Origin of the sequence: Bacillus sp. CGMCC 1.60114, from assembly GCF_042676365.1 — a bacterium.
Lineage (GTDB): Bacteria > Bacillota > Bacilli > Bacillales > Bacillaceae_G > Bacillus_A > Bacillus_A rhizoplanae_A.
Genome location: NZ_JBHTHG010000117.1, coordinates 207,973 through 220,213 on the forward strand (window position 1 = coordinate 207,973; position 12,241 = coordinate 220,213).

The following is a 12,241-nucleotide window of genomic DNA, read 5'->3' on the forward strand; positions in this document are numbered from 1 at the left end:
CATGGTGAAATTAGACCATAAGTATAAAAAGAGAGTGAAAAAATTTTGAGGGTGAAGAAGATGAGAGAACCGAAAATTGGGTTAGCACTTGGGTCAGGCGGTGCGAAAGGGTTTGCACATGTAGGTGTTATTAAAGTGTTAAGAGAGGCGGGGATACCTATTCATATGATTGCTGGGAGCAGTATGGGAGCACTAATAGGTACGTTCTATGCTGCAGGATGTAACGTGGACCGTTTGTATCGATTAGCAACAGTGTTTAAGCGAAAATACTATCTGGACTTCACTGTACCTAAAATGGGATTTATTACTGGCAAACGTGTGAAGGATATGATTAAAATGTTTACATATAATAAAAAATTAGAAGAACTGGATATCCCGACAGCGGTTGTAGCAACTGATATTCTAAATGGTGAAAAGGTTATCTTTACACAAGGTTCTATTGCGGATGCTGTCAGGGCAAGTATTTCTGTACCCGGTATATTTGTTCCAGAGAAAATAAATGGAAGGCTACTAGTTGATGGGGGAGTGATTGATCGTATTCCAGTATCGGTAGTGAAAAAATTAGGGGCTGATATTGTCATTGCCGTTGATGTATCCCCTATTAAGGTCAATGGAGAGGTTACATCTATTTATGATGTCATTATGCAAAGTATTGAAATTATGCAGCATGAACTTGTAGTAAATAGACAAATTGCATCAGATCTTATGATGCATCCAGCTGTAGAACAGTTTAGTTCAAGGGCCTTTACGAATATAGAAGATATCATTCGTGTTGGAGAAGAAGAAGCGCAGCGGCATATTCAAACGATTTATACGTTGATTGAACAGTGGAAGGAGAAAAAGAATGTTTAAAAAGTTTCGGTATTTATATGCATTACTCATTGGAGTTATAGTTGCAATGTTGATTGTGTTTGTTCCTCTGCCATACTATATTACAAAGCCAGGTATGGCAGAGAAATTAGAGCCGTACGTACAAGTTGAGGGAGGGAATAAAGAGAAGGGTGATTTTATGCTCGTTACGGTTTCAATGGGACGAGCGAATGTTGTTAACTTTCTTTCTGCTAAATTTAACAAGTATGCTGAAATTTTAAAAACAGAAGAAATTTTACAAAAAGGTGAAAGTGATGAAGAGTATCAATTTCGCCAAGTGTATGCAATGAAAGATTCGCAAGATGCGGCAATTTATAATGCATATAAACGAGCAAACGCCTCTGTTTCATTTGAAAATCAAGGTGTAATCGTAGCAGGAATTGCAGATGGTATGCCGGCTGCTGAGAAGTTAAAACTTGGCGATCGTATTGTTGCTGTTGATGGACAACCATTTCAAACGGCAGAGCAGTTCATTGCGTACATGAAAACAAAAAAACAAAATGATGAAGTAAATATTAAGTATGTACGCGACAAGGATGAGAAAGAAGACAAATTTGTATTAAAACCAATTCCGGAAGATAAAAGCCGTGCTGGCATTGGAGTTTCTATTATTACGGATAAGAAACTTACAGTAAGCCCTAACGTAAAAATTGATGCGCATAAAATTGGAGGACCTTCTGCTGGGCTTATGTTTACGCTAGAGATTTATAATCAGCTTGTGAAAGAAGATATAACAAAAGGTCACGAAATAGCTGGGACTGGAACAATAAACGAAAAAGGAGAAATCGGTCCGATTGGAGGTATTTCTCAAAAAGTAGTTGCAGCTAATAACGCGGGTGCAGAAGTATTCTTTGCTCCAAATGAGAAGGGTGCAAAGAATTCCAATTATAAAGAAGCGGTGAAAACAGCTAAAGATATAAATACAAAAATGAAAATTATACCTGTGGATACGTTAGATGATGCATTAGCATATTTGGACAAAATGTCAGAAAAAAAGTAAATCCTCTCGTTTAAGAGAGGATTTTTTTTATCTAGCTATTCGTGGACAGTAAGACCCCTGACTGATGGAAGTTTCACTTTATCCCGCTATTCGCGGGCAGCAGGACCCCCACCTCAAGATGCAGAGAAAAGCGAAGAAGATAGGTGAGGGATAAATGCTGGCATGCGCCCGATTGGTGAGAGCTTTCCATCAGTGGGAGATGAAGAAAATCCCCGCTGATGGAAAGCTCTCACTTTATAAAAATAAATGTTGTGTTTCGTCATATCGAATTGGATGCTGCGTTATATCCCGCTTTATCATTTCACCGCAAAGAGGCTCTTGTAAAATAGAGCAATAAACAGCGCTTGCTTTTTGATCTATATCTAGAAGGGGGTGCTGAAACGTTTTTGTATGAGAAAGCAAAGGGAGTGTTATTTGTTTTTTCATACTTGATATATACTTTTGTCCTTTTTGGGACATGCCGAGTAAACGTATATATTGTGCGTGCTGTTCTATGTGAGCTTTTTGCATCTCTTCTTTTGTTGTGTTTGTTAAAATATGAGTACAAATACGCTGCAGTCGTGTCCATGTGTAACGTTTTGTTTTTAATGCTTTCATAAATACCGTGAATGAAGTTGCTTCCCGAATAGAAGATAAAATCCGATGCTCCAATCCTTCCTCTACTTCATATATACGTTGTAATTGAGAGGGTGACATTGTCAAGAGTTTATATTTTAGTAAATGAAAATAATGTTCCCAGTTATGTAGTAGCTGATAGGAATGTTTATATTGCTCTAAAAGTAGCTTTGTTATATTTGGAACAAATGGAGCAATTGCTGAAAAAGTTTTCTGTTCATGAAATAATTGTTTACGTATGCTTGTTGCGCTGGCAATTTGTTCATCTTGAAATGTTTCATCATGATAATGCGAAGCAAAACGCTTAATTGTACTTGCTTTCATTGAACTTTTCTGCTCTATAATTGCTTTTGTGTAATGTAGTCCTAAAATATTATTTGGCTCTGAGACATCAATAGTAGCTACGTTTTTTTGTAAGGATGAAAATGCTTCAGAAGTGGCTTTTGCGTAACTCATTCCGGTTTTTATGTATTGTTGTACAAGGTGATTAAATAAATCATGCTCAGCCTGACGTATCGTAATTGTATTGTGAAAATGTTCGATATTACCGCTTTCACTTCCAAAGCAAATTTCAGAGACGCGAAGAGCATCTAATATTGAAATTGCACCGTTTGCAAACGTTTCAGCTTTTTGCGCTGCAAAGGCATAAGGAAGTTCAACGACAATATCTACCCCATTTGCTAATGCCATTTGTGTTCGAGCCCATTTTGAAACTAGGGCTGGCTCTCCTCGCTGTAAAAAGGGTCCGCTCATAACAGCAATGATTATATCGGCATTTGTTAATTTTTTTGTTTGTTGCACATGATAAGCATGACCGTTATGAAACGGATTATATTCAACAATAATGCCGCTAGCTTTTATAATAATCCCTCCTTTCAGTGTAGCATCTTTTTCTAAAACATGATAATCTATATATTATTTCCTATAATGACTCCATTATAGTGTAAAGAAAAAATATTGACAAATATACAACGGCTAGCTATAATTTTGTTTGTTGCCTTGAGGTGATATGATATGAAATGGTCCATCCATCAATTGAACAAATATCGACAAAAAGGACTCACGTTGGATGAGATGGTAGATGTAAGTGAGCTAAAAAATGTTGAGAAAGATGTTCGAGACGTTACTCCTGTTCATGTGACAGGTAGAGTTGATTTTGGCTCCAACAAATTTACGTTTCATCTACATATAACAGGAAGCATGGTATTGCCATGTTCTAGAACGTTAGTAGATGTAACATTACCATTTGACATTGAAACAACTGAGGTGTTCTTAGTTTCGAAAGAAGATTACGAAACCGAAGCAGATTTTCATTACTTAGAAGGAGAAGTACTTGACTTACTCCCTGTAATTAAGGAAAATATACTATTGGAGATTCCAATGCAAATTTTCAGTGAGGATGTTTCTGAAGGAACACCGATGCAAGGTCGAGACTGGCAAGTGATTTCGGAAAAAAGCGAAGAAAAGCCTGTTGATCCAAGATTAGCGGGACTTGCGAAGTTTTTTGACAAATAATCAGAAGACCGGTTCAGGCCTTCATATGAAAATAACTCTCTCTTTTAAGGAGGTGGGAAGAATGGCTGTACCTTTTAGAAGAACTTCTAAAACAGTAAAAAGAAAGCGTCGTACGCATTTCAAATTATCGGTACCTGGTATGGTAGAGTGCCCAAGCTGTGGTGAAGCGAAATTAGCTCACCGTGTATGTAAAGCATGCGGTACTTACAAAGGTAAAGAAGTAATCAGCAAGTAATTGCAGAAATAAACGCAGGAGGGAAACCTTCTGCGTTTATTTTTTTAACCTTTTCTTTACATGTTATTCTTCTATCTTTTCTAGTAACTGCATATGTTTAATAAAAAATGCATAAGGAGGACTAGAGAGATGGCAACAACAAGACAAGACGCATGGATTGATGACGAAGATTTACTTCTGGCAGAAGTAGTGCTCCGGCATATTCGTGAAGGGGGAACGCAACTTTCTGCCTTCAAAGAAGTAGGAAGACATTTATCACGTACACCTGCTGCTTGTGGATTTCGCTGGAATTCTTACGTACGTAAACAATATAAGGAACGTATTGACGAAGCGAAGCGAATGAGGAAAGCTGAAAATTATGAAGCACAAGAACAGAAGAAAGAGAAAGTAACTTCCCTTTCATTAACGTTAGAAGATGTAATTGTCTTTTTACAAAGATATAAACAAGAAGAAGAAAAGACGGATTTATATAAAAAGATTGAAGTGTTACAAAAGGAAAAAGAGGGACTTTTGCAGCAGTTGTCATTGTATGAAGAAGAGTATCGCACTTTATTTGATTATATTGACAGAAAAAGAAGCGCCATGGTATTAGAGCCTTCTGAAAAAGAGAGAAAACGGGAAAAAGGAATACTTGAAAAAACATCAAAATAAAAACAGCTGACTTGCAGCTGTTTTTATTTTTAAGCAGATTCACTTTTTGTAACCGCATTCAAATTTGTGTTTGGATGCCAGATGTAAAAATCCCCATCACCAATGGTTACTTTTTCAAAGTGTAATTTTTCCCAAAAATCAGCAGATTGTACGCGAGCAATTGTTTTGATAGGAAGGTTCAATTGTTTTGCGTAGTTAACTAGCATCTTGCCAAATCCTTGTTTTTGGAACGTTGGTAACACTTCAAGTTTAAAAAGCTCTATATAAGGACCAGTGAACAAATTGTTAACGGACTGTTCTTTCCTATACAAACTCATGCGTGCTACAAGAGAGCCGCCGTAATAAATTCCATAGAATGGGGACTCACTATCGTTTTCGATAATATTTGCTTGTAAATCTTCTAACATAGATAACTCTTCAGCACCGCAACCTTTAAACTTTTTAAACTCGTCTAACGTTTTATAATTGATGAGCAAACGCTCAACTTTCGGAAAGTGCATGTAATCACATCCTTTTCTAGGTGTAAAAATAAAGAAAAGTAAAAATATTTATAATAGTATTATAACTCATTTTTAAATTTTTATGAAGAAAAGAGATCATTCTTTCAGTATTTTTTTGAAAAGTCTGCTAAACTTATTTTGTAAACTATAAAGTGAAACTTTCATGAGCGGAGTTTCTTTTCTGTTGATGGACAGCTTTTGACGATTAGGCTCTTGGCAGCTATCCTCAGCATATCGCCTTCGTTTCTTCTAAACCTTAAGGCGTGGGGAATACTATATACTATCAGTGAATATCGGGATAAAAAGGGGGGGGCTTTGTAGAATGGAGATTGGCATAGTTGGACCGGGAGCAATCGGGCTCCTTTTTGCATTTTATCTAGAAAAAAATCAGCAGGCTGTTACATTGTATACGCGAACAGTAGAACAAGCTAAGCGATTGAACGAGTGCGGGATTACATGTATATACAATGGTGCAAGAGAAACTGTATATCCGTCTATAAGTCCTTTAGAGGATATAAAAAACAAAACACATGATTATACATTTGTCGCTGTGAAGCAATATCATTTGGAAGGAATATGGCCGTATTTGCAAGGAGAAAAACGACTTATTTTCTTGCAAAATGGAATGGGACATCTTCGTATATTGCAACAGATTCAAAGTGCCAGTGTTGCGGTAGGAATTGTAGAGCACGGAGCAAGAAAAGAAAATATTAGTACTGTTCATCATACTGGAATAGGCAGTACAAAATTTGGGCTTGTACATGGCGAGACGGAACAATTTGAATCTCTATTTACTGTATTCCCTTCCAGTCTATTTCCGATAGTGATTGAAAAAGATTGGAAGCAAACAATGCTCTATAAACTTGTTGTCAATGCATGTATTAATCCCTTAACTGCATTGTTTGGTGTACAAAATGGTGAGTTATTGACAAATCCATCGTTTTACAAAGTGATGAAGCAAGTATTTTCTGAAGTGATGGAAATTGTAGGTGATTCACAATGTGGTGAATATTGGGAACGTGTATGTACAGTATGTGGAAATACGGCTTATAATACTTCATCTATGTTAACGGATGTACAAAATAAGAGGAAAACAGAAATTGATGCAATTGTTGGTTATTTAATTCGAGAAGCAGAGCAGCAACAAAAATCAGTTCCGACGCTCTCCTTTTTGTATCATTCTATAAAAGGATTAGAAAGATAAGAGATATTCTTTGCTTTTATAACGAACATTGACTACAATTTGGTTGGTGAGAGATCAGGATATGAAAGGAAGAAGTATATGGAGATAAAAGAAATCTCTGTCCCGCTTCAAGGAGTTGTTGGGGACTATTTGAAACATAAAAAAGAGATTCAAGAATGCTTTGATTATCCGATAACGGAAGAGGGCTTTGTGAGACGTATACAGGATTTGCGAAATAGACAGTATCCAAGGAAAGAGTTAGTATCCCATTTATTGCAATATAATCAAGAATTGAATGCAGGGGAAAAAACACTTCAAAATATCCATGCTTTGTTAGAGGAAGATACATATGTTGTTGTTGGAGGACAACAAGCAGGGTTATTGACTGGACCTCTTTATACAATTCATAAAATTATATCTATTTTACAACTTGCAAAGGAAAAGGAAGCATCGCTTGGGGTACGGGTTGTTCCTGTTTTTTGGATTGCTGGTGAAGATCATGACATTGATGAAATTAACCATGCGTTCGTTACGAAAAATGGAAAAGTGAAAAAGACAATTTTTCATGAACGTCATCCATATAAAGCGAGTGCTTCTGAAATGGAGATTTCTATTGAGGATTGTAAACGGTGGATGGAAGAAATATTTAAAACATATCCGGAAACAAAATATACAAAGGACGTATTGCATTTTGTAGATGAGTGTTTACAGCAATCCCGGACATATGTTGATTTCTTTGCGCACCTTATTACAAAGTTATTTACACACTCAGGCTTAATTCTTGTAGATTCTCATCATCCGATGCTTCGAAATATAGAAGTGCCTTTTTTTAAAGAAATATTAGCACGTTATAAAAATGTGCAAGAAGGGCTGAACAATCAGCAACGTATATTGCGTGAACAAGGATATAAACCGATCATTGAAACAAAACAGAATGCCATTCATGTTTTTATGAAAATCAATGGAGAGCGTCTTCTGTTAGAAGAAGAAGAGGGGCGTTTTATTTGTAAAGAGGGTATGTATTCATTTTCGTATGAGGAGCTCATAGAAAGGATGGAGAGTCATCCTGAACAATTTAGTAACAATGTTGTAACAAGACCGCTTATGCAAGAATATGTTTTCCCTACGCTCGCATTTATTGGTGGGCCAGGAGAAATTGCATATTGGAGCGAATTACAACAAGTGTTTCATGCAATGGATTATCAAATGCCGCCGGTTGTGCCGCGTTTGACAATTAGTTATTTAGCGCGCGATATTGAAACCGATTTACAAGATTTGCAGCTGCAAGAGAGTGAAGTGTTTCATGAAGGTATTACTGCACTCCGAGAAAAGTGGCTGTCTATGCAAGTTGAAGAGCCGATAGGCAATCAATTTACTCATGCAGCGGAACAAATTGGAGCGATTCATACATCTTTACAACAATTTGTACAAAAAGTAAATCCAGGTCTGAGAGATTTTGCAAAGAAAAATGAGTTAAAAATTATGCAACAACTTGAATTGTTAGAACGAACACTTCAAGCGGATTTTGAGAGAAAACATGAAGTGCAGCTTAATAAATTTCGTCGAATTGAAAATTCTTTACAACCTCTATATGCACCGCAAGAACGAGTATGGAATATTTGTTATTACTTAAATGTTTATGGACTTGATTTTGTGGAACGAGTTATGAAGCAAACTTTTAGTTGGACTGGAAAACAGCATATTATAAAATTATAAAATCTTGCTCTTAAGAGCAGGATTTTATTTTATTTCGTGGAATTATCTGTAAAACAATTTTATTTACTATGTAAATCTAAGCGTGTAGAAGCTGAGAGTGCTCTTTTTTTTGAAGAACAGTACTTTTTTTGACAAAATGAAACAAACCGAAAGTAGATTATTATCTTTTTCGACAGGTTTTTATGTATTTTCCCGCAAAAGATGATAAAATTTAGTATATAATAAGGTGACGTTACCATTAGTAGGGAGTTGTGTTCCTGCTAATTGTTAGCCATACCAATCAGACTCTTAGAGGCAGTTATCTCAATTCCTCATAATTTTGTGGATTGACTGTTAAAGCGGGATAAAAAGATGCGTCAAGAGGATTATTTTGCAAAAAGTAGGTGCAACAATGTTTAAACACGTAACAGTGCTTTTAAAAGAAACAGTAGATGGCTTAGAAATTAAACCAAACGGTACATATGTAGATTGTACGCTAGGAGGTGGAGGTCATAGTGCTTATTTACTATCTCAACTTTCCGAAGAAGGAAGACTAATTGCATTTGATCAAGATGAGATTGCAATCCAAAATGCAAAAGAAAAATTCTCTTCTTACAACGGCCAATTTATAACTGTAAAAAGTAACTTTCGCTATTTGAAGGAAAGATTATATGAATTAGGAATTACAGAAGTAGACGGTATTTTATTTGATTTAGGTGTTTCTTCCCCGCAATTAGATACACCAGAACGTGGATTTAGTTATCATCACGATGCTCCGCTTGACATGCGCATGGATCAAGATGCCCCGTTAACAGCATATGACGTTGTAAATAGTTGGTCATATGAACAACTTGTAAGAATCTTTTTTCAATATGGTGAAGAAAAATTTTCGAAGCAAATTGCAAGAAAAATTGAAGCGTACCGTGAGAAAAAGTCAATTGAAACAACTGGAGAGTTAGTGGAATTGATTAAAGAAGGGATTCCAGCTCCCGCACGTCGAACTGGTGGACATCCTGCAAAGCGAGTATTCCAGGCAATTCGTATTGCAGTTAACGATGAATTAAAAGTATTTGAGGAAGCGTTGGAAGCGGCGATTGATGTAACAAAAACAGGTGGACGAATTAGTGTTATCACATTCCATTCATTAGAAGATCGCATTTGTAAAGTGACATTTAAAAAACATAGTACAACACCTCAGCTTCCACCAGGATTACCAATTATTCCCGATGAATATAAACCGAAATTGAAGCTAATTACAAGAAAACCAATTTTACCTTCTGATGTGGAATTAGAAGAAAATAATCGAGCACGTTCTTCAAAACTACGAATTGCTGAAAAATTATAAAAAGGAGAGAGAGGTATGACAAATTTAGCCGTTAAGTATAAAAAGCAGCAAGTAGAAGTACAATCTCAAGCTCCGCAGCAAGTAATACAGCCAGGTGTGAAAACAAAAATTACAAGAATTGAAAAATTATTGTATGTTGCATTTATTGGCTTTTTATTATATGCCTGTGTAGCATATATTGGTAATAAAGCGGCGTTATATGAAGCTGATGCTAAAGTAACCGAAATGGAAAGCACAATTACAAAACAACAAAAAACAAATCAAGAATTACAGGCTGAAACTGAAAAGCTAACACGTTATGATCGCATTGCAGAAATTGCAAAAAAACATGGGCTTGAAATTAATGCGAATAATGTTAAAGGCTTAAATTAATTCAATAGGTGTGAAGAAGAGATGAATACACGTAAATTTCATACCAACAAAGGAGCAGGGTTTTTTATCAAGGTTTTTCTCCTGCTCTTTTTTCTGTTGTTAGCCCGCTTTCTTTATATTGAAGCAACAAAAACAGTGCATGGAGTAGATTTAGAGACAATTGCACAGCAAAAACATAATAAAAATGGGGTGCTCGAAGCAAGTCGAGGAACCATTTATGATCAAAATGGTTATGTGCTTGCTCAAGATACAAATTCATATAAGATGGTTGCTACTTTAAAAGGGCAAGATCATATAAAAGACAAAGAAGATGCTGCAGCGAAAATATCGAAAGTACTTGACGTAAGTAAAGAAGAAATTTTGAAGTACTTAAATAAAGATCTTACACAAGTAGAGTTCGGATCAATCGGAAAAAATTTAACGAAAGAAAAGAAGGAACAAATTGACAGTTTGGGTATAAAAGGAATTTCTTTTGTTACAGAAAAAGCAAGGGTATATCCGAACGGAGATTTTGCTTCTTACGTACTTGGATATGCTAAGCCGAATGATCAAGGAATTGGAGAAGGACAGTTCGGACTTGAAAAAAGTTTAGATAAATATTTACGTGCGTCTAACGGAAGTATGTCGTATACAGGAGATGCGAAAGGTATCTCCCTAGATGATAAAAAAAATGATGTGAAGCCTCCTAAAAATGGAGATAATGTATATTTAACAATTGACCAACGTATTCAAAGTTTTCTAGAAGATGCGATGACAGAAGCAGAAAAGCATTATGATCCATCAATGTTAATTGGAGTCGTAGCGGATCCAAAAACAGGGAAAATTTTAGCGATGTCTAGTAGGCCAAGTTATGACCCGAATAAACGAGACATTGAGTACTTTTTAAACGATCCGATTGCTAATGCGTATGAACCGGGTTCGACAATGAAAATCTTTACGTTAGCGGCTGCGATTAATGAAGGTGTATACAACGGTCAAGAGTATTATCAATCTGGTACGTACAAAGTAGGGAATTCGGTAATTAAAGATCATAATAACGGTGCAGGATGGGGCTCGATTACGTTTGATGAAGGCGTTGAGCGTTCATCAAACGTTGCTTTCGCTATTTTAGGAAATGAAAAGCTAGGACCTGATCGTTTCCATCAATATATTCATAAATTTCACTTAGATCAACAGACAGGAATTGATTTGCCTGGAGAAGGTGAAAATAAAATTTTATTTGATAAGCAAATTCAGCAGGTAACAACGGCATTTGGACAAGGTTCTACCGTAACACCAATTCAACTTGTGCAAGCGGCTACTGCAATTGCTAATGATGGAAAAATGATGAAGCCGTATGTAATTGATCGGATTGAAAATCCAATAGATAATAAAGTTGTCATGCAACACAAACCGGAAGAGGTAGAAAGACCAGTTACAAAAGAGACTGCAGCACAAGTAAGGCAATTGTTAGAACGAGTTGTAACATCACCTAAAGGAACGGGAACGGCGTATAAACTTGATGGCTATTCTGTTGGTGGTAAAACCGGAACAGCACAAATTCCGGATGGAAAAGGCGGTTATATGACAGGGTCACAAAATTATATTTTCTCATTCCTTGGTATGGCACCAATAGATGATCCGCAGCTTGTCGTATATTTAGCAGTTAAGCAGCCTAAATTAAAAGACAATGAATACGGTGCACAACCGTTAGCTGAAATATTTAAATCTGTAACGAAAAATAGCTTGGAGTATTTAAAGATTAAACCGAATGAAGTAAAAGATGTGCAAAAACAAGTAAAACAGCAGCAAGCCGCTGTTCCAGATGTAGCAGGTAAAACGATGGAAGAAGCAAAGGGAATGTTAGAAAAGGCGAAGTTCCGACCTGTTATATTGGGAGAGGGAACGGTCAAACAACAAATGCCAAAAGCGAGTGAAAAAACATTAACGGGTGATCGAATATTCTTAGTAGGAAATCAACCGAAAATGCCGAATATTAATGGTTGGGCACTTCGTGATGTGATGAATTTAGCGGAAACATTAAATCTAGATTTGAAACTTTCAGGTACAGGATATGTAACCGAGCAAAGTATTGCTGAAGGTACCCCATTAAAAGAGAAAACGCCGCTAGAAGTAAAACTTGTTCCGCCTCTTGAACCGCAGCAAGAAGCGGAGAAGGAGCCGAGCAAAAAGGACGGCACTTAATATAGGAGAAGTGGTCGTGTTCTAATTAAATAAGTACAAGCATATATTGGAACAAGTTAAGCGTAAAGGAGGCTTG

12 protein-coding genes are annotated in these 12,241 nt (G+C 36.4%); 10 read left to right on the forward strand and 2 right to left on the reverse strand.

Translation table 11 applies throughout. From position 1 onward, the window contains the following. The first annotated feature begins 60 nt into the window (after positions 1-60). Together ACFQZ1_RS19660 and ACFQZ1_RS19665 are read left to right on the forward strand one after the other, a co-directional pair. Positions 61-852 carry a patatin-like phospholipase family protein gene (locus tag ACFQZ1_RS19660; protein ID WP_377883875.1) on the forward strand — a complete coding sequence of 264 codons (792 nt, stop codon included), beginning with the start codon at positions 61-63 and terminating at the stop codon, positions 850-852. Then, on the forward strand, positions 845-1,870 hold the full coding sequence (locus ACFQZ1_RS19665) for a SepM family pheromone-processing serine protease (protein ID WP_377883876.1): 1,026 nt from the start codon (positions 845-847) through the stop codon (positions 1,868-1,870). The genes ACFQZ1_RS19660 and ACFQZ1_RS19665 overlap by 8 nt, the downstream gene beginning before the upstream one ends. Before the next feature lie 234 nt (positions 1,871-2,104). On the opposite strand, the gene ACFQZ1_RS19670 is transcribed toward ACFQZ1_RS19665, so the two are convergent. Then, a complete protein-coding gene (locus tag ACFQZ1_RS19670; RefSeq protein WP_377884153.1) occupies positions 2,105-3,346 on the reverse strand; it encodes a nucleotidyltransferase in 1,242 nt (413 codons plus the stop codon). A 153-nt stretch (positions 3,347-3,499) separates the two neighbouring features. Here ACFQZ1_RS19670 and ACFQZ1_RS19675 point away from each other — a divergent pair, with 153 nt between their 5' ends. From ACFQZ1_RS19675 to ACFQZ1_RS19685, 3 genes are all read left to right on the forward strand, one after another. Beyond that, positions 3,500-4,000 (forward strand): YceD family protein, encoded by a 501-nt coding sequence (locus ACFQZ1_RS19675; protein WP_154710717.1) that lies wholly within the window; start codon positions 3,500-3,502, stop codon positions 3,998-4,000. A gap of 61 nt (positions 4,001-4,061) precedes the next feature. Then, complete coding sequence (gene rpmF / locus ACFQZ1_RS19680; protein ID WP_001984764.1) at positions 4,062-4,235, forward strand: 50S ribosomal protein L32; 174 nt, start codon at positions 4,062-4,064, stop codon at positions 4,233-4,235. 129 nt (positions 4,236-4,364) lie between these two features. Beyond that, a complete protein-coding gene (locus tag ACFQZ1_RS19685) occupies positions 4,365-4,886 on the forward strand; it encodes an RsfA family transcriptional regulator (protein ID WP_377883877.1) in 522 nt (173 codons plus the stop codon). Between the two features lie 29 nt (positions 4,887-4,915). On the opposite strand, the gene ACFQZ1_RS19690 is transcribed toward ACFQZ1_RS19685, so the two are convergent. Further along, the gene (locus ACFQZ1_RS19690; protein WP_377883878.1) at positions 4,916-5,386 is read right to left on the reverse strand and encodes an N-acetyltransferase; all 471 of its coding nucleotides are present in this window, start codon (positions 5,384-5,386) and stop codon (positions 4,916-4,918) included. A 322-nt stretch (positions 5,387-5,708) separates the two neighbouring features. Between ACFQZ1_RS19690 and ACFQZ1_RS19695 the strand changes: the two genes are divergently transcribed. The 5 genes from ACFQZ1_RS19695 (at position 5,709) to ACFQZ1_RS19715 (ending at position 12,165) form a co-directional block, all read left to right on the forward strand. Beyond that, positions 5,709-6,590: a 2-dehydropantoate 2-reductase gene (locus tag ACFQZ1_RS19695; protein WP_377883879.1), complete on the forward strand. Its 882-nt coding sequence runs from the start codon at positions 5,709-5,711 to the stop codon at positions 6,588-6,590. Positions 6,591-6,668: 78 nt separating this feature from the next. Further along, complete coding sequence (gene bshC, locus ACFQZ1_RS19700) at positions 6,669-8,285, forward strand: bacillithiol biosynthesis cysteine-adding enzyme BshC (protein ID WP_377883880.1); 1,617 nt, start codon at positions 6,669-6,671, stop codon at positions 8,283-8,285. 391 nt (positions 8,286-8,676) lie between these two features. After that, complete coding sequence (gene rsmH / locus ACFQZ1_RS19705) at positions 8,677-9,609, forward strand: 16S rRNA (cytosine(1402)-N(4))-methyltransferase RsmH (protein ID WP_377884154.1); 933 nt, start codon at positions 8,677-8,679, stop codon at positions 9,607-9,609. Positions 9,610-9,624: 15 nt separating this feature from the next. Beyond that, positions 9,625-9,981 (forward strand): cell division protein FtsL, encoded by a 357-nt coding sequence (ftsL, locus tag ACFQZ1_RS19710; RefSeq protein ID WP_377883881.1) that lies wholly within the window; start codon positions 9,625-9,627, stop codon positions 9,979-9,981. A gap of 21 nt (positions 9,982-10,002) precedes the next feature. Beyond that, positions 10,003-12,165: a penicillin-binding protein gene (locus tag ACFQZ1_RS19715; RefSeq protein ID WP_377883882.1), complete on the forward strand. Its 2,163-nt coding sequence runs from the start codon at positions 10,003-10,005 to the stop codon at positions 12,163-12,165. Positions 12,166-12,241: the final 76 nt, after the last annotated feature.